This is a genomic window from Saccharothrix sp. AJ9571 (genome assembly GCF_021725495.1).
Classification (GTDB): Bacteria; Actinomycetota; Actinomycetes; order Mycobacteriales; family Pseudonocardiaceae; genus Amycolatopsis; species Amycolatopsis magusensis.
In genome coordinates, this window is the sequence record NZ_CP091382.1 from 638,045 (window position 1) to 663,077 (window position 25,033).

Genomic DNA, 25,033 nt, shown 5'->3' on the forward strand with positions numbered 1-25,033 from the left:
TCAGGACATGCCCAGCTCCTCGTCCAGCAGGGCGAACACCTCGTCGTCCGACGCCGAGTCCAGATCGAGTTCGGCGTCTTCCGGCTTGGCCCCGGCACGCTGCGACGCCCACCGCGTGCGCAGCACCTCGAGGCGGCCCGCCACCTGCTTGAACGTCTGGTCGTCGACCGCGGCCCGGCCGATCGACTGCTCCAGTTTCGCCAGTTCCGCCAGCAACGCCGCCCCGGCGTCCACTGTGGACTCCGGCACCAGCTGTCCCCGCAGCAGGGCGACCAGCTCGTTGGGCGTCGGGTAGTCGAAGACCAGCGTGGCGGGCAGTTTCAGGCCCGTCGCCCCGGTCAGCCGGTTCCGCAGTTCGACCGCGGTCAGCGAGTCGAAGCCCAGCTCCTTGAACTGCCGATCCGGCTCGACCTCGCCGCCGTCGGCGTACCCGAGCACCGCGGCCACCTGCTCCCGCACCAGCGCCATCAGCGCTTCCTCGCGCTCCGCGTCGCTCAGCCCGGCGAGCCGCCGCAGCAGGGTGTCCGCCGTTTCGACCCCGGCCGCCGACCGCTTCGCCCGCGTCCGGATCAGGCCCCGCAGCAACGGCGCGACCTCCGGCTGAGCCCGCAGCACCGAAAGGTCCAGCCGCACCGGCAGCAGCGCAGGCTCGGCTGCGGCCAGCGAAGCGTCGAACAACGCCAGGCCCTGCTCGACCGTCACCGCCGGCATGCCCGAGCGCGCCATCCGCTCGGCGTCGGCGCCGGACAGCATGCCCGTCTGCGCCCACGCGCCCCAGCCCAGTGACAGCGCCGGGAGCCCGAGGTCACGCCGGTAGGCCGCGAAGGCGTCCAGCCAGGCGTTCGCCGCCGCGTAGTTGCCCTGACCCGCGTTGCCGAAGACTCCGGCCGCCGACGAGAAGACCACGAACGCCGACAATTCACCGCCGAGCGAGTGCAGGTTCCACACCGCGTCGACCTTCGGCCGCAGCACCGCGCTCAACCGTTCCGGTGTCAGCGAGCCGATCGTGCCGTCGTCCAGCACACCCGCGGTGTGCACCACGGCCCGTACCTCGTGCTTGCCGAACAACGCGGCGACCGCGTCCCGGTCGGTCACATCGCAGGCTTCGATCGACACCGACGCACCCAGCGCGGTCAGCTCGGACTCCAGTTCGGCAGCGCCGTCCGCCGCCGGACCGCGGCGGCTGACCAGCAGCAGATCCCGAACGCCCCGCGAGGCGACCAGGTGCCGCGCCAGTTCCGCGCCCAGCCCGCCGGTACCACCGGTGATCAGCACCTGGCCGTCCCAGGCGAACGGCTCCGCGGTGACCTCGGCCCTGGCGATCCGCGCCGCCAGCGCCAGCCCGTCGCGGATGGCCACCTGCGGTTCCTCCACGGTCAGCGCCTGCGGCAGCACCGCCACCGACAGCCCGCCCGCGTCGAGGTCGATCAGCCCGAACCGGCCGGGGTTCTCCGACTGCGCCGAGCGCACCAGGCCCCAGACCGCCGCGGCCGCCAGGTCCGGCGAGTCGCCGTCCTCCGCGGCCACCGCACCCCGCGTGACGAAGACCAGCCGCGAATCGGCGAACCGCTCCTCGGTCACCCACTGCTGCAGCATGCCGAGCACCCGCGCGGTCACCTCGTGCGCCGAAGCCACCACGTCCTCGGTGCCGGTGATCGGCGCGACCACCGTGCCCGGCACCTCACCGTCCACAATCGAAGACAGATCGGCGTACGGCTCACCGGCCGCCAGCGGCTCCGCGAGCCCCAGCTCATCCGGCCCGACCACGGCGACGGCGAGCATGCCCGGCTCCATCGCCACCGGGACCCAGTCCAGCTTGAACAGCGAGTCCCGCGAAACGTCGGTCACCTGCTCGGCGGACACCCCGCGCACCACCAGCGACGCGATCGAGGCGACCGGCTGCCCGGAGGTGTCGGCCGCGGCGATCGCCATCGTGTCGCCCGCGGTGCGGATGCGGACCCGCAGCGTGCGTGCCCCGGTCGCGTGCAGCGAGACGCCTTCCCAGGAGAACGGCAGCCCGCCCTCGCCGGAACCCGCCAGCAGGGACGCGTGCAGCGTCGAGTCCAGCAGCGCCGGGTGCAGCCCGAAGCCGTCGACCGAGACCTCGTCGTCCAGCGTGACCTCGGCGAAGAGGTCCTCGCCGTCCTTCCAGACCGACCGCAGGCCCTGGAACACCGGGCCGTAGCCGAAGCCGATCTCGGCGAACTTCTCGTAGCAGCCCTCGACCGAGACGGCCTCCGCACCGGCAGGCGGCCAGACGGTGGCGTCGAACTCGGCGCGTTCCACGCCCTCGGCCAGCGAACCGCTCGCGTGCTCGGTCCACGGCAGGTCGACCGCGTCCTCCGGCCGCGAGTACACCGCGACCGAGCGGCTGCCCGACTCGTCCGGCAGCCCCACCGCGACCTGGACCTGCACGGCTCCCGACTCCGGCAGCACCAGCGGCGCGGCCAGGGTCAGTTCCTCGACGCGGTCGCAGCCCAGTTCGTCGCCCGCGCGCAGCGCCAACTCCACGAACGCGGTGCCCGGCAGCATCGGCCGTCCCATCACCGTGTGCTCGGCCAGCCACGGGTGCGAGCCCAGCGAAAGCCTGCTGGTGAACAGCACCCCCTGCCCGGCGGCCAGTTCGACGCCCGCGCCCAGCAGCGGGTGCTCCATCGAGACCAGGCCCAGCCCGGAGGCGTCGCCGCCACGGGAGACCGAGCCCGACGGCCAGAACCGCTGGTGCTGGAAGGCGTAGGTCGGCAGCTCCACCTGTCGTGCCCCCGTTCCGGCGAAGAACCTCCGCCAGTCGACGTCCACCCCGTGCACGTGCAGCCTGCCCAGCGCGGTGACCGCGGCCTGCTCCTCGTCACGGTCCTTGCGCAGCAGCGGCACCAGCACCGCGTCCTCGGGCGCCGACTCGGCGGCCATCGCCGAGACCACGCCGTCCGGGCCCAGTTCCAGGAACGCCGTGACGCCGTGGGACACCAGCGTCTCCACGTTCTCGGCGAACCGGACCGCGTCACGCACGTGCCGCACCCAGTACTCGGGCGAGGTGACATCGCCGCTGGTGACCACCGGGATCTTCGGCTCCGCGAAGGAAAGCCCGGAGACGACCGTGCGGAACTCGTCCAGCATCGGGTCCATCAGCGGCGAGTGGAACGCGTGCGACACGGACAGGCGGCTGGTCTTGCGGCCGTCGGCCTGGAACTTCGCCGCGATCTCGGTGACCGGGTCCTCGGCACCGGCGATCACCAGCGAGGTCGGCCCGTTGATCGCCGCGATCGACACCTGGTCGGTGAGCAGCGGCGTGACCTCGTCCTCGGCGGCCTGGATCGCCACCATCGCCCCTCCGGCAGGCAAAGCCTGCATCAAGCGAGCCCGGGCCGAGATGAGCTTGCACGCGTCTTCCAGCGAGAGCACCCCGGCCACGTGGGCCGCCGCGACCTCGCCGATCGAATGCCCGGCGACGTAGGAAGGCTTGAGCCCCAGCGATTCCGCGAGCCGGTACAGCGCCACTTCGAGCGCGAACAACGCGGGCTGCGCGTTGCCGGTCTGGTTCAGCGCCGCCTGGTCCCGGCCCCACATGGCCTCGCGGACGTCCAGGTGCGCCAGCACCTCGTCCAGCGCGGCCTTGAACACCGGGAACCGCTCGTAAAGCCCCTGACCCATACCGATCCGCTGCGCGCCCTGCCCGGAGAACAGGACCGCCAGCGTGCGGTCGTCGGCCACGCCACGAGCCGCCTCGAACACACCGTCCTCAGTGGACAGCAATACCGCCCGGTGTTCGAAGGAAGAACGTGAGGTGACCAGCGAGAGGCCCACGTCGACCGCCATCCGGCCGTCCGCGAACTCGGTGATCCGCTCGATCTGCCCGTCCAATGCGGCGGGTGTCTTCGCCGAGACCACCAGCGGCACGACCTCCGGCTCGATCTCCGGGACCTCCAGCGGCGCAGTGGTCCGCGGCGCCTGCTCCAGGATCACGTGCGCGTTGGTGCCGCTGATGCCGAACGACGACACCGCCGAACGCCGGGGCCTGGCCACCTCCGGCCATTCGGTGACATCGGTGAGCAGCTCGACCGACCCGGCCTCCCAGTCCACATGGGACGAAGGTGTGCCGACGTGCAGCGTCTTCGGCAGCGTGCCCTGGCGCATCGCCATGACCATCTTGATCACGCCGGCGACCCCGGCCGCGGCCTGCGTGTGCCCCAGGTTCGACTTGATCGAACCGAGCAGCAGCGGGTGGTCGCGGTCCTGGCCGTAGGTGGCCAGCAGCGCCTGCGCCTCGATCGGGTCACCCAGCGAAGTACCGGTGCCGTGCGCCTCCACCGCGTCCACGTCCGAAGTGGACAGACTGGCCGAAGCCAGCGCCTGCCTGATCACGCGTTGCTGCGACGGACCGTTCGGCGCGGTCAGGCCGTTCGACGCGCCGTCCTGGTTCACCGCGGAACCCTTGACCACCGCCAGCACGGTGTGCCCGTGGCGCCGGGCGTCGGAAAGCCGTTCCAGCACCACGAGACCGACGCCCTCGGACCAGCCGACCCCGTCGGCGTCGTCGGAGAACGCCTTGCACCGGCCGTCCGGCGAAAGCCCGCGCTGCCGCGAGAACTCCACCAGCGCCGACGGCGTGGACATGACCGTGACACCACCGGCGAGCGCCAGCGAGCATTCACCGGCCCGCAGCGCCTGCATCGCCCAGTGCATCGCGACCAGCGAAGAGGAGCACGCGGTGTCGATGGTGACCGCCGGGCCTTCGAAGCCGAAGGTGTAGGCGACCCGGCCGGACGCCACGCTCGGCGAGGACCCGGTGCCCTGGTGGCCTTCCATGTCGCCGCCGCCCATTCCGGCGCCGTAGTCGTTGTACATAACCCCGGCGAACACCCCGGTGGAGCTGCCGTGCAGCGAGGTCGGGTCGATCCCGGCCTGCTCGACGGCCTCCCACGCGGTCTCCAGCAGCAGGCGCTGCTGCGCGTCGGTGGCCAGTGCCTCACGCGGGCTCATCCCGAAGAACGCCGGGTCGAACTCGCCCGCGTTGTGCAGGAAGCCACCCGAACGCGAGTACGAGGTGCCGGGGTGGTCGGGGTCCGGGTTGTACAGCCGGTCCAGGTCCCAGCCGCGGTCGGCCGGGAAACCGCTGATCGCGTCGGTGCCGTCGAGCGCGAGCTGCCACAGGTCCTCGGGCGAGGACACCCCGCCCGGGTAGCGGCAGGCCATGCCGACGATCACGATCGGGTCGTCGGTGACCACCTTGGTCACCTGCTCCGACACCACCGCTTCGGCGCCGAGCAGTTCGTCCCGCAGGTAGCCGGCCAGCGCGCCGGTGTTCGGGTAGTCGAAGACCAGCGTGGCGGGTAGCCGCAGGCCGGTCACCGCGCCGAGCCGGTTCCGCAGCTCGACCGCGGTCAGCGAGTCGAAGCCCAGCTCCTTGAACTGGCGGGTGGCCTCGATCTTGGTGCCTTCGGCGTGCCCGAGCACCGCCGCGACTTCGCCGCGCACCAGCTCCAGCAACGCTTCCGTGCGGCCCGCGGTGTCCAACGCGGACAGTCGCTGGACCAGCGAGGCGGCCGTCTGCGAACCGGCCGCCGACCGCCGCGAGCGGGTGCGGATCAGCCCGCGCAGCAGCGGCGGGATCTCCGGTTGTGCCCGCAGCACCGGCAGGTCGAGCTTCACCGGCATGACCATCGCCGCGTCACCGGAAAGCGCCGCGTCGAACAGCGCCACACCGGTTTCCGCGTCGATGGCGGGCATGCCCGAGGGCGCCATGCGGTCGGCGTCGGAGGCGACCAGCATGCCGGTCCCGGCCCACGCGCCCCAGGCCAGCGACAGGCCCGGCAGTCCGGCGGCACGCCGCTGCTCGGCCAGTGCGTCCAGGAAGGCGTTGGCGGCGGCGTAGTTGCTCTGCCCCGGCGTGCCGAACACCCCGGCGGCCGAGGAGAACACCACGAACGCCGACAGCTCGCGCTCCCTGGTCAGTTCGTGCAGGTGCCAGGCCGCGTCCACCTTCGGGCGGAACACCAGGTCCAGGCGTTCCGGGGTCATCGAGCCGAGCACACCGTCGTCGAGCAGACCGGCGGTGTGCACCACCGCGGTCACCGGGTGCTCGTCGAGCAGCGCGGCGACGGCGTCCCGGTCGGCCACGTCGCAGGCCACCAGGTCGACGCTCGCACCGCGTGCTTCGAGGTCGGCGACCAGCTCGCCCGCGCCCTCGGCGTCGTGCCCACGACGGCTGACCAGCACCAGGTCGGTCACGCCGTGCTCGGAGACCAGGTGCCGCGCGAGCACCCCGCCGAGCCCGCCGGTGCCACCGGTGATCATCACGCGGCTGCCGGCGGCCCATTCGACGCGCTGCTCGGGTGCGACCACCCGCGCCACCCGTGGCGCGAACAGCTTGTCCCCGCGGATCGCGAGCTGCGGCTCACCGGCGGCCAGTGCCAGGGTCAGGAGTTCGCCGTCGCCGTCCACCAGCGAGAACCGGTCCGGGTTCTCCGCCTGGGCGACCCGCACCAGGCCCCAGACCGCCGCGGTCACCGCGTCGGGCACCTCGCCATCGGCGGCGGCCACGGCGCCCTGGGTGGCGATCGCCAGCCTGGCGTCGGCGAACCGGTCGTCGGCCAGCCACTCCTGGAGCAGCGTGAGCACCCGGCCGGTCACCTCGCGCACGGCCTCCGGCGCTTCACCGGAAGGCGCCTCGATCCGCGCGATCACGACTTCAGGTATGTCCACAATGGATGCCAGCGAGCCGATCAGCTCGGCGGTCAGCGGGCCCTCTTCGGGCACCGAGACGGGGGTCCAGTCGACGGTGAACAGCGAATCACCGGTGCTGTCCGCGGTCACGACCTCGGCGGCCTTCAGCGCCAGCGTCTCCACCGAAGCGACCGCGCCACCCGACGGGTCGACCGCGGCGATCGAGATGCCGTCGGCCTTGCGGGTCAGGCGAACCCGGAGTGCCGAAGCGCCGGTCGCGTGCAGGGACACGCCCTCCCACGAGAACGGCAGGCCGCCTTCGCCGGAACCGGCGAGCAGCAGGGCGTGCAGCGTGGCGTCCAGCAGTGCCGGGTGCAGGCCGAACCCGCCGGGCTCGACCGGCAGCTCCACCTCGGCGAACGTGTCGTCACCGCGCTGCCAGACCGCACGCAGGCCCTGGAACACCGGCCCGTAGGCGAATCCCGTCTCGGCGAAGGCTTCGTAGCAGCCTTCGACCTCGACCGGTTCGGCGTCGGCGGGTGGCCATTCGCCGGTGTCGAAGGCGAGCTGCCGCTCCCCCTCGGCCAGCACACCGGTCGCGTGCTGCACCCACGGCTGGTCGAACGCGCCTTCCGGCCGCGAGTACACCGCCACCGTGCGACGGCCCGACTCGTCGGGCGCCCCCACCGCGACCTGCGTCTGCACCCCACCGCCCGCCCGTCGCCCACCGCCACCCTCAACGGAGTCGCTCCGCGACGCAGCTCCACCCACCGGCAACACCAGCGGCGCGGCCAGGGTCAGTTCTTCGATCCGGTCGCAGCCGACCTCGTCCCCGGCCCGCAGCGCCAGCTCGACGAACGCCGTGCCGGGCAGCAGCACCTGACCCATCACGGCGTGGTCGGCGAGCCACGGGTGCGTGCCGAGCGACAGGCGGCTGGTGAACAGCTGCCCCTCGCCCTCGGCCAAGCCGACCGCGGCGCCGAGCAGCGGGTGCTTGATCGCCTCCATGCCGAGCCCGGAGGCGTCACCGGGGCGCGAGACCACCGGCGGCCAGTAGGACTGGCGGCGGAAGGCGTAGGTCGGCAGGTCCACGCGCTGGGCGCCGGTGCCGGCGAAGAACGCCTTCCAGTCCACCCGCACGCCGTTGACGTGCAGGCGGGCCAGCGCGGTGACCGCGCTCAGCTCCTCGTCGCGGTCCTTGCGCAGGATCGGCACGGCGATGGCTTCGGGCGCGATCTCGGCGGCCATCGCCGACAGCACGCCGTCCGGGCCGACCTCGACGAAGTGCGCGTCCCCGGCCGCGGCCAGGTTGTCGGCGAACCGCACGGTGTCGCGGACGTGGTTCACCCAGTAGTCCACCGTGGTCACGTCGCCGGTGGTGCGCATCGGGATGCGCGGCTCGTTGAGCGTGATGCCGTCGATGGCGGCACGGAACTCGTCGAGCATCGGATCCATCAGCGGCGAGTGGAACGCGTGCGAAACCTTGAGCCGCGAGGTCTTCTCGAAGCCTTCCGCGATGGCCAGGACCGCGGCTTCCTCACCCGCGATGACCACGGACGACGGCCCGTTCACCGCCGCGATCGAAACGCCTTCGCGCAAAGAGATGTCAGCTTCGGCGGCCTTGATCGCCACCATGGCCCCACCGGTGGGCAAGGCCTGCATCAAGCGAGCACGGGCGGAGATCAGCGTGCAGGCATCCTCCAGCGAGAACACCCCGGCCACATGAGCCGCGGCGATCTCGCCGATGGAGTGGCCGACCAGCTGATCGGCCCGGACGCCCCACGACTCCAGCAGGCGGAACATCGCCACTTCGAGGGCGAACAACGCGGGCTGCGCGTTGCCGGTCTGGTTCAGCGCGTCGGCGTCCTCACCCCACATGACCTCGCGGACGTCCAAGTGCGCCAGCACCTCGTCCAGCGCCGCCGCGAACACCGGGAACCGCTTGTACAGCGCCCGCCCCATGCCGATCCGCTGCGAGCCCTGGCCGGTGAACAGCAGGACCGTCGGCCGGTTCACCGCCGTGCCCCGCGCGATCTCGTCGATCCCGTCCTCTGTGGACAGCAGGACCGCGCGGTGCTCGAAGGTGGACCGGGTGGTCGCCAGCGAGTACCCGATGTCGACCGGGACGCGGCCGTCGGCGAACTCCTCGATCCGCTCGACCTGGGCGTCCAGCGCCTCGGCCGACTTGGCCGACACCGGCAGCGGGACCACCTCAGGCTCGACCTGCGGTGCCTCGATGGTCCGCGAGGGCTGCGGCGGCTGCTCCAGGATCACGTGTGCGTTGGTGCCGCTCACGCCGAACGAGGAGATGCCCACCCGGCGCGGCTTCTCGTCCTGCGGCCACTCGGTGACCTCGGTGAGCAGCTCGACCGAACCGGCTTCCCAGTCCACATGGGACGAAGGTGTGTCGGCGTGCAGGGTCTTCGGCAACAGGCCCTGGCGCAGTGCCATGACCATCTTGATCACCCCGGCCGCACCGGCGGCGGCCTGCGTGTGCCCGAAGTTCGACTTGACCGACCCGAGCAGCAACGGCCGCTCGCGGTCCTGGCCGTAGGTCGCCAGCAGGGCCTGCGCCTCGATCGGGTCGCCCAGCGTGGTGCCGGTGCCGTGCGCCTCGACCGCGTCGATGTCGTGTGTGGACAGACCGGCTGAGGCCAGCGCCTGCCGGATCACCCGTTGCTGCGAGGGGCCGTTCGGCGCGGTCAGGCCGTTCGAAGCACCGTCCTGGTTCACCGCGGAACCGCGCACCACCGCGAGGATCGGGTGGCCGTTGCGCTTGGCGTCCGAGAGCCGCTCGACCACCAGCAGACCGGCACCTTCCGACCAGCCAACGCCGTCGGCCGAGTCGGAGAACGCCTTGCAACGGCCGTCTTCGGAAAGCCCGCGCTGCCGGGAGAACTCGACCAGCGCCGACGGCGTCGACATGACGGTCACGCCACCCGCGAGCGCCAGCGAGCATTCACCGGACCGCAGTGCCTGCGCGGCCAGGTGCAGCGCGACCAGCGAAGACGAGCACGCCGTGTCGACCGTGACCGCTGGCCCCTCGAAGCCGAAGGTGTAGGAGAGACGGCCGGAAACCACGCTGGGCGAGGTGCCGGTGCCCTGGTGCCCTTCGAAGTCACCGCCGTGCAGGATCGACGAGTAGTCGTTGTACATGACACCGGCGAACACGCCGGTCTGGCTGCCCTTGAGCGACAGCGGATCGATGCCCGCGCGCTCGATCGCCTCCCACGAGGTCTCCAGGAGCAACCGCTGCTGCGAGTCCGTCGCCATCGCCTCACGCGGGCTCATCCCGAAGAACTCGGGGTCGAACTCGCCGGCGTTGTGCAGGAACCCGCCGGAGCGCGTGTACGCGGTGCCGGGGTGATCGGGGTCCGGGTGGTACAGCGCGTCCAGGTCCCAGCCGCGGTTGGCGGGGAACTCCGAGATCGCGTCGGTGCCGTCGAGGACCAGCTGCCACAGCTCGTCCGGCGTGGTGACCCCGCCGGGGAAGCGGCAGGCCATGCCGACGATGACGATCGGGTCGTCGGTGACCGCCCTGGTGACCTGCTCGGGGATCGCCACTTCGGCGTCGAACAGTTCGTCGCGGAGGTAGTCGGCCAGCACGACCGGCGTCGGGTAGTCGTAGACCATGGTGGAGGGCAGGCGCAGGCCGGTCGCCCCACCGAGCCGGTTGCGCAGCTCGACCGCGGTCAGCGAGTCGAAGCCGAGCGACTGGAAGGTCTGCTCGCGGTCCACGGCCTCGGCCCCGGCGTGCCCGAGCACGGCCGCGACCTCCGCGCGCACCAGATCGACCAGCAACTCCGTGCGCTCGGTCTCGGTCAGCGTGGACAGCTTCTGCACCAGCGAAGACGCGGTCTCGGTACCGGAGACCGACCGCCGCGAGCGCGTGCGGATCAGCCCGCGCAGCACCGACGGGATCTGCCCGAGCGACCGCAGCGTGGCCAGGTCCAGCCGCAGCGGCACCACCACGGATTCCCCTGTGGACAGTGCGGCGTCGAAGAGGGCCACGCCGTCCTCGGCGGTCAGCGGCGGCATCCCGGTGCGGGCCATGCGCTCGGCGTCCGAGGCGACCAGCATGCCGGTGCCCGCCCAGGCACCCCACGGCAGTGACACCGCGGGCAGGCCGGCGGCCCGCCGGTGCTCGGCGAGCGCGTCCAGGAAGGTGTTCGCGGCGGCGTAGTTGCCCTGCCCGGCGTTGCCGAAGATCCCGGCGACCGAGGAGAACAACACGAACGCGCTCAGCTCCCGGTCGCGGGTCAGCTCGTGCAGGTTCCAGGCGGCGTCCACCTTGGGGCGGAACACGAAGTCCATGCGCTCGGCGGACAGCGAGCCGATCACGCCGTCGTCCAGCACCCCCGCGGTGTGGATCACCGCGTCGACCGGGTGCTCGTCGAAGACCGCGGCGAGCGCGTCCCGGTCGGCCACGTCGCAGGCGACCAGCCGGACCGAGGCACCGCGTCCGGTGAGGTCCTCGACCAGGTCGTCGGCCCCTTCGGCGTCGTGCCCGCGGCGGCTGACCAGCAGCAGGTTCCGCACACCGTGCTCGGACACCAGGTGCCGGGCGAGCACGCCGCCCAGCCCGCCGGTGCCACCGGTGATCATCACCAGGCCGTCGGGGTTCCACTCGAACCGCTGTTCGGGCGCGGGCACCCGGGCGATGCGCGCGGCCAGCACGGCACCGGCACGGACCGCCACCTGCGGTTCATCGGTGCCGAGCGCCTGCGTGGCCGCCGAATCGTCGTCTGTGTTGTCAACGTCGACCAAACCGAAGCGCCCCGGGTTCTCCGACTGAGCGACGCGAACCAGGCCCCACACGGCGGCGGTGGCCACGTCCGGCACGTCACCCTCGGCGGCGGCGACCGCGCCACGGGTGACGAAGACCAGCCGCGAGTCGGCGAACCGGTCCTCGGCGAGCCATTCCTGGAGCAGCCCGAGCACCCGTCCGGTGACCGTCCGCGCGTCGTCACCGGCGACCGGCACGAGCACGACCTCCGGAACGTCCACAACGGACTCCAGCTCGCCGTCCAGCTCGACCGTGGTCGGGAGTTCGCCCGACGCGGACACCGGGGTCCAGGTCAGCTTGAACAGCGAGTCACGTTCGACGCTCTGCTCGGCCAGCTGCTCGGTGGACACGGCCCGCACGATCAGCGACTCGACCGACGCGACCGGCTGCCCGGAGGTGTCGGCTGCCGCGATCGACACGGCCTCGCCGTCCTGCTTGAGCCAGACCCGCAGTTTCGACGCGCCGCTGGCGTGCAGCGAGACGCCTTCCCAGGAGAAGGGCAGCCCGGCGCCGCCGTCACCGGAAGCGGCGAGCAGAGAGGCGTGCAGCGTGGCGTCGAGCAGCGCCGGGTGCAGACCGAACGGGGACGGGTCCACGTCCTCGGGCAGCGAGACCTCGGCGAACAGTTCGTCCCCGCGCTGCCAGACCGCTTCGAGGCCCTGGAACACCGGGCCGTATTCGAACCCGGCCTGGGCGAACTTCTCGTAGCAACCGGCCACGTCGAGGGACTCGGCGTCGGCGGGCGGCCAGGTGGTGGCGTCGAAGGGCGCGGTGTACTCGCCGACGGCCAGCACGCCGCTCGCGTGCTGGGTCCACGGCAGATCGACGGCGTCCTCGGGACGGCTGTGGATGGTGATCGTGCGGCGGTCCCGCTCGTCCGGCGTGCCGACGCGCAGCTGGACCTGGACCGCCGAGTCCTCCGGCAGCACCAGCGGCGCGGCCAGGGTCAGTTCCTCGATGCGGTCGCAGCCGAGTTCGTCGCCCGCGCGCACGGCCAGCTCGACGAAAGCCGTGCCCGGCAACAGGACCCGGCCCATCACCACGTGATCGGCCAGCCACGGGTGCGACTTCAGCGACAGGCGGCTGGTGAACAACGCGCCCTCGTCGTCGGCGAGTTCCACCGACGCGCCGAACAGCGGGTGCGACACCGAGACCAGGCCGAGCCCGCTCGCGTCGCCCGGCCGGATGACCACCTTGGGCCAGAAGCGCTCGCGCTGGAACGCGTAGGTCGGCAGGTCGACGGTCCGTGCGCCGGTTCCGGTGAAGAACTTCGCCCAGTCGACGGTGATGCCGTTGACGTGCAGCCGGGCCAGCGCGGTCAGGAAGGCGAGTTCTTCGCCGCGGTCCTTGCGCAACGCCGGGACGGCGACCTCGGCCACCTCGGCGGCCATGGCCGACAACGTGCTGTCCGGCCCCAATTCCAGATAGGCGGCATCGGGACTCAGCTGCTCGGCGAACCGGACGGTGTCGCGAACGTGACGGACCCAGTAGTCCACGCTCGTGACATCGCCGGACATCGTGATGGTCGGCTCGTGGAACGTCAGGCCCTCGATGGCTGCCCGGAAATCCTCCAGCATCGGATCCATGAGCGGCGAGTGGAACGCGTGCGAGACCTTCAACCGCGAGGTCTTCTCGAATCCGGCTGCGATCTCCAGGACCGCGGCCTCATCACCCGCGATGACCACGGACGAAGGCCCGTTGACCGCGGCGATCGAGACACCGTCCCGGAGCGGGATTTCGGCTTCGGTGGCCTTGATCGCCACCATCGCGCCACCGGTCGGAAGCGCCTGCATCAGCCGCGCCCGAGCCGCGATGAGCGTGCACGCGTCTTCGAGGCTGAGTACACCCGCCACATGGGCGGCGGCGATCTCCCCGATGGAGTGCCCGGCAAGCGACTGCGGCTTGACGCCCCACGACTCGATCAACCGGAACAACGCCACTTCCAGCGCGAAGAGTGCAGGCTGCGCGTTCCCCGTCTGGTTCAGCGCGTCGGCATCCTCACCCCACATGACGTCACGGACGTCCAAGTGCTCGAAGACTTCATCGAGGGCCGCGCGGAACACCGGGAACCGGTCGTACAGCTCACGGCCCATGCCGAGCCGCTGTGAGCCCTGACCGGCGAACACGATGGCCAGCGGGCGGGCCTTTGCCTGACCCCGCGCGATCTCGGTGCTGTCGAGCAGCACAGCCCGGTGGTCGAAGGTCGCGCGCGCGGTCAGCAGGGAGTAACCGACGTCCAGCGGCGATTCCTCGACCGCACGGATGCGCTCGACCTGCGCGCCCAGAGCCTCTTCGGTCCGCGCGGACACCAGCCACGGCACCAGCGCGGGCTCGTCGCGGCGCTCCGGCACCACCATCGGCGGCGCCTGCTCGAGGATGACGTGCGCGTTGGTCCCGCTGAACCCGAACGAAGACACCGCCGCCCGGCTGGCGCGCCCGACCTCGGGCCACGCCGTCGCGGAGGTGAGCAGGTCCACCGATCCGGCTTCCCAGTCCACATGGGACGAAGGAGTGCCGGCGTGCAGGGTCGGCGGCAGTTCGCCGTGCCGCATGGCCATCACCATCTTGATCACGCCGGCGACCCCGGCGGCGGCCTGCGTGTGGCCCATGTTCGACTTGACCGAGCCGACGAGCAGCGGCCGTTCGCGGTCCTGGCCGTAGGTCGCGAGCAGCGCCTGCGCCTCGATCGGGTCACCGAGCGTGGTGCCGGTGCCGTGTGCCTCGACCGCGTCCACGTCCTGGGTGGACAGACCAGCCGACGCGAGCGCCTGGCGGATGACGCGCTGCTGCGAGGGACCGTTCGGCGCGGTCAGGCCGTTCGACGCGCCGTCCTGGTTGACCGCGCTGCCGCGCACCAGCGCGAGGATCTGGTGTCCGTTGCGCTTCGCGTCCGACAGTCGCTCCAAAACCACGAGGCCGACGCCCTCGGACCAGCCCACACCGTCGGCGTCTTCGGAGAACGCCTTGCACCGGCCGTCGACCGCGAGCCCGCGCTGCCGGGAGAACCCGATGAACGCGCTCGGCGTGGACATCACCGTCACACCACCGGCCAGCGCCAGCGAGCATTCCCCGCTGCGCAGGGCCTGCATCGCCCAGTGCATCGCCACCAGCGAAGACGAGCACGCCGTGTCGACCGTGACCGCCGGTCCCTCGAAGCCGAAGGTGTAGGACACCCGGCCGGAGACCACGCTGGAGGACGCACCGGTGCCCTGGTAGCCCTCGTTGTCGCCGCCACCGTCCAGGATGGAGACGTAGTCGTTGTACATGACGCCGGTGAACACGCCGGTCTGGCTGCCGCGCAGGGTCGCCGGGTCGATGCCCGCGCGCTCCAGCGCCTCCCACGAGCTTTCCAGCAGGAGCCGCTGCTGCGAGTCGGTCGCCAGTGCTTCCCGCGGGCTCATGCCGAAGAACGCCGGGTCGAACTCGGCGGCGTCGTGCAGGAAGCCGCCTTCGCGGGTGTACGAGGTGCCGGGGTGGTCCGGGTCGGGGTCGAACAGGTTGTCCAGGTCCCAGCCGCGATCAGCCGGGAACTCGGTGATCGCGTCGGTGCCCTCGGACACCAGCCGCCACAACTCCTCCGGCGACCCAACCCCACCGGGGAACCGACACGCCATCCCCACGATCACGATGGGATCGTCGGCGATGCCGTGAATGTGGCTTTCACGGCGCTTTTCGCCGTGAATGTGGCTTTCACGGCCCAGCAACTCGTCGATGACGTAGGCGACGAGGGCGTTGGCCGTCGGGTAGTCGAAGATCAGGGTGGCCGGCAGGCGCAGCCCGGTCACCGAACCGAGGCGGTTGCGCAGTTCGACCGCGGTCAGCGAGTCGAAGCCCAGTTCCTTGAACGGCCGGGCGGGGTCCACCGCCGCGCCGTCCACGTGCCCGAGCACCGCGGCCACCTGACCGCGGACCAGGTCGAGCAGGATCTCGGTGCGCTGCTCCTCGCCGACCGCGAGCAGGCGGCCGACCAGCGACGCGGCCGTCTCCGAGCCCGCGACCGAGCGCCGCGAGCGGGTGCGGATGAGCCCGCGCAGCAGCGGCGGCACCTCGGCCTGCGCCCGCAGCACCGGGAGGTCCAGCCGCACCGGCAGGACCACCGCGCGGTCGCAGGCGAGCGCCGCGTCGAACAGGGCCACGCCGAGTTCCGGGTCGACCGGCGGCATGCCGGACCTGGCCAGCCGGTCGCCGTCCGCGCCGGCGAGCATGCCGGTCCCCGCCCACGCACCCCACGCCAGCGACACGCCGGGCAGCCCGGCGGCACGGCGGTGTTCGGCGAGCGCGTCGAGGAAGGCGTTGGCCGCCGCGTAGTTCGCCTGCCCGGCGGCGCCGAAGACCCCGGCGGCCGAAGAGAAGACCACGAACGCGGACAGCTCGCCGGTCAGTTCGTGCAGGTTCCAGGCCGCGTCGACCTTGGGCCGCAGGACCGTGTCCAGCCGGTCCGCGTCGAGCGAACCGACTATGCCGTCGTCGAGCACCCCGGCCGCGTGGATCACGGCCTTCACGTCGTGCTGCGACAGCAGTTCCGCCAGCGCCTCGCGGTCGGCCACATCGCAGGCCGCGAGGCGCACGTTGGCGTCGATGTCCGAAACGTCGGCCTGCCCGCGGCGGCTGACCAGCAGCAGGTTCCGTACGCCGTGCTCGTCCACCAGGTGCCGGGCGATGGCGCGGCCCAGCCCGCCGGTGCCACCGGTGATCAGCACCAGTTCGTCCGGGTCCCAGGCGACCGGCTCCTGCGGCGCCACCCTGGCGATCCGCGGCACGAGCACCTGACCGTCGCGGACGGCGACCCGCGGCTCGTCCACGCCGAGCGCTTCCGGCGTCGCTTCCCCTTCGACCAGCCCGAACCGGCCGGGGTGCTCGGACTGCGCGGAACGCACCAGCCCGGCGACGGCGGCCGTCGGCAGGTCGGCGGGGTCACGCAGGGCGAACACCAGGCGTGTGTCGGCGAACCGCTCGTCGGCCAGGAAGTCCTGGACCAGGCCGAGCGCCCGGGCCGTCACCGCGTGGGTCGCGCCGACCACGTCACCGGACGGCTCGATGCCCACCACCACGATGCCCGGAACGTCCACAATGGACGCTAGGTCGCCGTCGAGCCGGACCACGGCCTGCTCGGTCGCGGTGGCGGTGACCGGGGTCCACTCGACCCCGAACAACGCGTCCCGCTCAGCCCGGTGCTGGTCGAGCTGCTCCGCCTCGACCGCCCGGACCAGCAGCGAGTCGATGGACGCGACCAGCTCGCCCGCGGTGTCGGCGACCGCGATGGCGACCGCGTCCTCACCGAGCGGGGTGAGGCGGACGCGGATGCTGCTCGCCCCGGTGGCGTGCAGCGACACGCCTTCCCACGAGAACGGCAGCCCGCCCTGGTTCAGCGGGCCGAACCCGGCCGCGTGCAGGGTGGCGTCGAGCAGAGCCGGGTGCAGTCCGAAGCCGTCGCGATCGGCTTCCTCGGGCAGCGCGACCTCGGCGTAGGTGTGCTCGCCGTGCCGCCAGACCGCTTTGAGGCCCTGGAACACCGGGCCGTAGTCGAAGCCGTTCTCGGCGAACTGCTCGTAGCAACCATCGATGTCGACCGGCTCGGCGCCCTGCGGCGGCCAGACCGCGACCTCGAAGTCCGCGCGCTGCTCACCGGTGGACAGCGCACCGGTGGCGTGCGGGGTCCACGGCAGGTCGACCGCGTCCTCCTGCCTGCTGTGGACGGTCAGCGTGCGGCGGCCGTGCTGGTCGGCGTCGCCGACCCGCAGCCGCACCTGCACGGCTCCCTGCTCGGGCAGGACCAGCGGCGCGGCCAAGGTCAGCTCGTCGACACGGTCGCAGCCGAACTCGTCCCCGGCCCGCAGCGCCAGTTCGACGAACGCGGTGCCGGGCAGCAGTACGCGCCCGAGAATCGTGTGGTCCTCCAGCCACGGGTGCGACCACAGGGACAACCTGCTGGTGAACACCACGTCGCCCTCGGCCAGCTCGACGGCGGCGCCGAGCAGCGGGTGATCGACCGAACCGAGCCCGGCACCACGCACGTCACCCGGCCCGCCGAGCGCCCGCGAGGGCCAGAACCGCTGGTGCTCGAAGGCGTAGGTCGGCAGTTCCACGCGTCGGGCACCGGTCCCGGCGAAGAACGCGGTCCAGTCCACGCGCGTGCCGTTGACGTGCAGGTTCGCCAGCGCTGTGACGATGGACAGCTCTTCGCCGCGGTCCTTGCGCAACGCCGGAACGGCGACCTCGGCCACCTCGGCGGCCATGGCCGACAACGTGCTGTCCGGCCCCAACTCCAGGTACGCGGCATCGGGATTCAGCTGTTCGGCGAACCGGACGGTGTCGCGAACGTGACGGACCCAGTAGTCCACAGTGGTCACATCGCCGGACATCGGGATGCGCGGCTCGTGGAACCTCAGGCCCTCGATGGCGGCCCGGAAATCCTCCAGCATCGGATCCATCAGGGGCGAATGGAACGCGTGGGAAACCTTGAGACGGCTGGTTTTCTCGAAGCCAGCCGCGATCTCCAGCACCGCGGCTTCCTCACCCGCGATGACCACAGACGACGGCCCGTTGACCGCCGCGATCGAGACGCCCTCGGTAAGGGTGATTTCGGCTTCGGTGGCCTTGATCGCCACCATCGCACCACCGGTCGGCAGCGCCTGCATGAGCCGCGCCCGAGCCTCGATGAGCGTGCACGCGTCTTCCAGGGAGAGCACCCCGGCGACGTGGGCGGCGGCGATTTCGCCGATGGAGTGCCCGGCGAGCGACTGCGGCTTGATCCCCCACGACTCGATCAAGCGGAACAGCGCGACTTCCAGCGCGAAGAGTGCAGGCTGCGCGTTGCCGGTCTGGTTCAGCGCGTCGGCATCCTCGCCCCACATGACGTCACGGACATCGAGGTGCTCGAAGACCTCATCCAGGGCGGCGCGGAAGGCGGGGAACCGGTCGTACAGCTCCCGGCCCATGCCGAGCCGCTGGCTGCCCTGACCAGCGAAGACGATCGCCAGCGGGCGCTCGACGGCGACACCCCGCGCGACCTCGGCCCCGTCGATCAGCACGGCCCGGTGGTCGAACAGCGAACGCGTGGTGACCAGCGAGAAACCGGTGTCCACCGGCGAAGCCTCGAAGTCGCGGAGGCGCTCGATCTGACCGTCCAGCGCGGCGGCCGACTTGGCCGACAGCGGCAGCGGCACCACCGCGGGCTCGACCGCCGGCTCTTCGAGCTTGCGCAGGAGTTGCGGCGGCTGCTCCAGGATGACGTGTGCGTTCGTGCCGCTGATGCCGAAGGACGACACCCCGACACGGCGCAACCGGTCGACCTCCGGCCATTCGGCCGGCGCGGTGAGCAGCTCGATCGAACCGGCCTCCCAGTCCACATGGGACGAAGGCGCGTCGACGTGCAGGGTCGGCGGCAGCAGGCCGTACCGCATGGCCATGACCATCTTGATCACGCCCGCCACCCCGGCGGCGGCCTGCGTGTGCCCGAAGTTCGACTTGACCGAGCCGAGCAGCAACGGCCGCTCACGGTCCTGGCCGTACGTGGCGAGCAGTGCCTGGGCCTCGATCGGGTCACCCAGCGTGGTGCCGGTGCCGTGGGCTTCCACCGCGTCGATGTCCGTTGTGGACAGACCGGCCGAAGCCAGCGCCTGGCGGATGACCCGCTGCTGCGACGGGCCGTTCGGGGCGGTCAGGCCGTTCGAAGCGCCGTCCTGGTTCACCGCGGAACCCCGCATCACCGCGAGGATCGGGTGCCCGTTGCGCTTGGCGTCCGAGAGGCGCTCCAGCACCAGCACACCGACGCCCTCGGAGAACCCGGCACCATCGGCCGAATCGGAGAACGCCTTGCACCGGCCGTCCGCGGAAAGCCCGCGCTGGCGCGAAAGTTCGACCAGGGTGCCCGGGGTGGCCATCACCGTCACACCACCGGCGAGCGCCAGCGAGCACTCCCCGCCACGCAGTGCCTGCGCGGCCAAGTGCATGGCCACCAGCGAGGACGAGCACGCGGTGTCGACGGTGACCGCCGGGCCTTCGAGGCCGAAGGTGTAGGACAGGCGACCGGAGACCACGCTCGGCGAGGCACCGGTGCCCTGGTAGCCCTCGAAACCGTCACCGTCGATGATCGACGAGTAGTCGTTGTACATGACCCCGGCGAACACGCCGGTCTGGCTGCCCTTGAGCGAGGCTGGGTCGATGCCCGCGCGCTCGATCGCCTCCCACGATGTCTCCAGCAGCAACCGCTGCTGGGCGTCGGTGGCCAGCGCCTCACGCGGGCTCATGCCGAAGAACGCCGGGTCGAATTCGGCCGCGTCGTGCAGGAAGCCGCCGGACCGGGTGTAGGAGGTCCCGGGGTTGTCCGGGTCCTCGTTGAACAGCCGGTCGAGGTCCCAGCCGCGATCGACCGGGAAGCCGGTGATCGCGTCGGTGCCCTCGATCACCAGGTTCCACAGCTCCTCGGGCGAGCCGACCCCGCCAGGGAAGCGGCAGCCCATGCCGACGATGACGATCGGGTCGTCGGCGACCGCCTTGGCGGCCTGCCGCGGGATCACGACATCCGCGTCGAACAGTTCGTCACGCAGGTAACCGGCCAGCGCGGCCGTGGTCGGGTAGTCGAAGATCAGCGTGGCTGGCAGGCGGAGCCCGGTCGCCGTGGTGAGCCGGTTGCGCAGTTCGACCGCGGTCAGCGAGTCGAAGCCCATGCCCTGGAACGCCTGCTCCGGGTCGACCGACTCCGGCCCGGCGTGCCCGAGCACCATGGCGACCTGGCTGCGGACCAGGTCCAGCAGTGCTTCCGTGCGCTCGGTCTCGCCGAGCACCGAGAGCCGCTGCACCAGCGTCACCGCGGTTTCCGCACCGGCGACCGAACGGCGGGCCCTGGTCCGAATCAGCCCACGCAGCAGCGGGCGGACCTCGCCCTGCGCACGCAGCACCGGCAGGTCGAGGCGCATCGGCAGCACCGCGGGCGCACCCGAGCCGAGCGCGAGGTCGAACAACCGCAGGCCCTGTTCGTCGGACAGCGGTGGCATCCCGCCCCGGCCGAGCCGTTCGACGTCGGTACCGGCGAGCATGCCGCTCTCCGCCCAGGCACCCCAGGCGAGCGAGACCGCGGGCAGCCCGGCGGCCCGGCGGTGTTCGGCGAGCGCGTCGAGGAAGGCGTTCGCGGCGGCGTAGTTGCCCTGGCCCGGCGTGCCGAAGACCCCGGCGCCGGAGGAGAACAGCACGAAGGCGGACAGGTCACCGGTGAGTTCGTGGAGGTTCCACGCGGCGTCGACCTTGGGCCGCAGCACGGTGTCCAGCCGGTCGGCGTCGAGCGAGTCGAGCACGCCGTCGTCGAGCACACCGGCGGTGTGGATGACGGCCTTCACGTCGTGCTGGGACAGCAGTTCCGCCAGCGCGTCGCGGTCCGCCACATCGCAGGCGGCGACCTGGACGTCGGCGTCGATGCCGGAGACGTCCGCCTCACCGCGGCGGCTGACCAGCAACAGGTTCCGTACGCCGTGCTCGTCCACCAGGTGCCGCGCGACGGCCAGGCCGAGCCCACCGGTGCCACCGGTGATCAGCACGAGTTCGTCCGGGTTCCAGGTGGCCCGCTCGCGGGTCTCGATCCGCGCGAGCCGCGCGGCCTTCGCCACGCCGTCACGGACGATGACCTGCGGTTCGTCGATCCCGAGCCCGGGTGCCGGGTCGGCGTCGGTGTCCACCAGGCCGAAGCGGCCGGGGTGCTCGGACTGCGCCGAGCGGACCAGGCCGTGCACGGCGCTCGCGGCCAGGTCGGTGCTCCGGGTGACGAAGACGAGCCGCCCGGTCCGCTCCTGCGCCAGCCACTCCTGCATGGCGCCGAGCACCTCGGCGGTGGCCGCGTGCGCGGCTTCCGCCACGTCACCGGCGGCTTCGACGTGGTACGCCTCGTACTCGTCCAAAGTAGACGAATTCACCGGCACCCAGTCGACGCGGAAAAGCGAGTCGCGGTCGGCATCGGGCTCTTCGACCGAAACCGCGCGCACGATCAGCGAGCCGATCGACGCGACGGGCGCACCGGCGGCGTCGGCCACGGCGATGGACACCGCGTCCTCGCCGGTGGCGGTGATGCGCACGCGGATGGTGGTCGCACCGGTGGCGTGCAGCGACACGCCTTCCCAGGCGAACGGCAGGCCACCGCGGCTGATCACGCCGAGGTCGGCGAACCCGACCGCGTGCAGCCCGGCGTCCAGCAGAGCCGGGTGCAGGCCGAAGTTCGCGCTCTCGGCACCGTCCGGAAGGGACACTTCGGCGAACAGCTCGTCCCCGGCCCGCCACACCCCGCGCAGACCCTGGAACATCGGGCCGTAGTCGAAGCCGTCGGCGGCGAAGCGGTCGTAGGCGCCGGTGAGGTCGACCGGCTCGGCGCCGGCGGGCGGCCAGGCGGTGGCGTCGAAGTCGGCACGCCGCTCGCCGGTGCCCAGCACACCGGTGGCGTGCTGCACCCACGGCGCGTCCACGTCGCTGCGCGAGTGGATGGCGACGGTCCGGCGGCCGCTCTCGTCGGCCTCACCGACGCGGACCTGCAGCTGAACAGAGCCGAGTTCCGGCAGTACCAGGGGCGCGGCGAGGGTCAGGTCCTCGATGCGGTCGCAGCCGACCTCGTCACCCGCACGCAGCGCCAGTTCGACGTAGGCGGTGCCGGGCAGCAGCACGCGGTTCATCACCGTGTGGTCGGCGAGCCACGGGTGCGTCCGCAGGGACAGGCGGCTGGTGAACACGCTTTCGCCGTCGGCCAGCTCGACCGCGGCGCCGAGCAGCGGGTGTTCCACCGACACCAGGCCGAGGCCGGTCGCGTCGCCGGGCCGGACCACCACCGGCGGCCAGAACCAGCGGTTCTGGAAGGCGTAGGTGGGCAGGTCGACGCGCTGGGCGCCGGTGCCGTCGAAGAACCGCCGCCAGTCCAGGGACACGCCGTTGACGTGCAGGCGGGCCAGCGCGGTGGCGAAGGCGGTTTCCTCGTCGCCGTCCTTGCGCAGCGCCGGGACCGCGACCTCGGCCACCTCGGCGGCCATCGCGGACAACGTGCTGTCCGGCCCCAGTTCGAGGTAGGCCGCGTCGGCGGCGAGGTGGTCGGCGAACCGGACGGTGTCGCGGACGTGGCGGACCCAGTAGTCCACGTTGGTGACGTCACCCGGCATCGGGATGCGGGGTTCGCGGAAGGTCAGGCCCTCGATAGCGGCCCGGAAATCCTCCAGCATCGGGTCCATCAACGGCGAGTGGAACGCGTGCGAAACCTTGAGACGCGAGGTCTTTTCGAACCCGGAGGCGATGGCCAGGACCGCGGTTTCCTCACCGGCGATGACCACAGAAGAAGGCCCGTTGACCGCGGCGATCGAAACGCCCTCGGTGAGGGTGATTTCGGCTTCGGTGGCCTTGATCGCCACCATCGCACCACCGGTCGGCAAAGCCTGCATCAGCCGCGCCCGAGCCTCGATGAGCGTGCATGCGTCTTCGAGCGACAGCACCCCGGCGACGTGAGCCGCGGCGATCTCACCGATCGAATGGCCCGCAAGCGATTGCGGCTTGATGCCCAGCGATTCGACCAGCCGGAACAACGCCACTTCCAGCGCGAACAACGCGGGCTGCGCGTTGCCCGTCTGGTTCAGCGCTTCCTGGTCGTCACCCCACATGACGTCACGGACATCAAGGTGCTCGAAGACCTCATCCAGCGCGGCGGCGAACACCGGGAAGCGGTCGTACAGCTCGCGACCCATGCCGAGCCGCTGCGAGCCCTGGCCCGCGAACAAGAACGTGAGCGGACGCTGGATCGCGGTTCCCCGCGCGACCTCGGTGCCGTCGATCAGCACGGCCCGGTGCTCGAAGGTCGTTCGTGTGGTGACCAGCGAGAAACCGACGTCGACCGGCGGCGCGTCGAAGGCGCGGATGCGCTCGACCTGGCCGTCCAGCGCGGCGGCCGTCTTCGCCGAGATCGGCAGCGGCACCGCCTTCGGCTCCACCACCGGCTCGATCACCCGCGGTGCCACCGAGGTCGCCTGCTCCAGCACCACGTGCGCGTTGGTGCCGCTGACCCCGAACGAGGACACCGCGGCCCGGCGCGGGCGGCCGGACTCCGGCCAGTCGGCCGGCGCGGTGAGCAGGTCGACCGCCCCGGCCTCCCAGTCCACATGGGACGAAGGCGCGTCGACGTGCAGCGTCCGCGGCAACTGGCCGTACCGCATGGCCATGACCATCTTGATCACCCCGGCGACACCGGCGGCGGCCTGCGTGTGCCCGATGTTCGACTTGATCGAGCCGAGCAGCAACGGCGTTTCGCGATCACGGCCATAGGTGGCCAGGAGCGCCTGCGCCTCGATCGGGTCACCGAGGGTGGTCCCCGTGCCGTGCGCCTCGACCGCATCCACGTCCGAAGTGGACAGACCAGCCGACGCGAGCGCCTGGCGGATGACGCGCTGCTGTGAGGGGCCGTTGGGTGCGGTCAGGCCGTTGGATGCGCCGTCCTGGTTGATCGCCGAACCGCGGACGGTGGCGAGGATGGTGTGCCCGTTGCGCTGGGCGTCGGACAGCCTCTCCAGCACCAGCAGGCCGACGCCCTCGGACCAGCCCACGCCGTCGGCGGCGTCGGCGAAGGACTTGCACCGGCCGTCCTGCGCGAGCCCGCGCTGGCGGGAGAAGGCGATGAACGAACCCGGCGTGGCCATCACGGTCACGCCACCGGCGAGCGCGAGCGTGCAGTCCCCGCTGCGCAGCGCCTGCGCGGCGAGGTGCAGCGCGACCAGCGAAGACGAGCAAGCCGTGTCGACGGTGACCGCCGGGCCTTCCAGGCCGAGCGAGTAGGCGACGCGGCCGGACAGCACGCTGCCCGCGGTGCCGGTGCCCTGGTAGCCCTCGAACGCCTCGTCGTCGATGAGGGTGCTGTAGTCGCTGGACATCACCCCGGCGAACACCCCGGTCGCGCTGCCGCGCAACGAGGCCGGGTCGATGCCGGCGCGCTCGAAGGCTTCCCACGCGGTGGCGAGCAGGAGCCGCTGCTGCGCGTCGGTCGCCATCGCCTCCCGCGGGCTCATCTCGAAGAACTCGGGGTCGAACTGCCCCGCGCCACCGAGGAAACCGCCGTAGCGGGTGTAGGAGGTGCCGAAGTGGTCAGGGTCGGAGTTGTAGAGCGTGTCGAGGTCCCAGCCGCGGTCCGCCGGGAACTCGGAGATCGCGTCGGCGCCCTCGGACACCAGGCGCCACAGGTCCTCCGGCGAGTCCACCCCGCCCGGGTAGTGGCAGCCCATCCCGACGATCACGATGGGGTCGTCAGTGCCGTGAATGTGGCTTTCACGGCGCGACTCGGTGCCGTGAAGGTGGCTTTCACGGCCGTCGAACAGCTCGTCGGCCAGGTAGGCGGCCAGCGAGGCGGTGTTCGGGTAGTCGAAGATCAGCGTAGCTGGCAGGCGCAGGCCGGTCGCCGTGCCCAGGCGGTTGCGCAACTCGACGGCGGTCAGCGAGTCGAAGCCCAGGTTCTGGAAGGCCTGCTCGGGGTCCACCGACTCCGCGCCGAGGTGCCCCAGCACGGCGGCGACCTGACCGCGGACCAGGTCGACCAGCGCGTCGGTGCGGTCGGCCTCGGACAGGGCGGAAAGTCGCTGC

Annotated in this window: 1 protein-coding gene (only partly in view); it reads right to left on the reverse strand. The window is 71.8% G+C overall.

The features are described 5' to 3' along the window. Positions 1 to 25,033, reverse strand: partial view of an SDR family NAD(P)-dependent oxidoreductase gene (locus L3Q67_RS03000; RefSeq protein ID WP_499188072.1) — the 3' portion only. The gene runs 4,658 nt beyond the window's last position; 25,033 of the gene's 29,691 nt are visible here — the last part of the coding sequence; its start codon lies beyond the right edge, outside the window; the stop codon is at positions 1 to 3.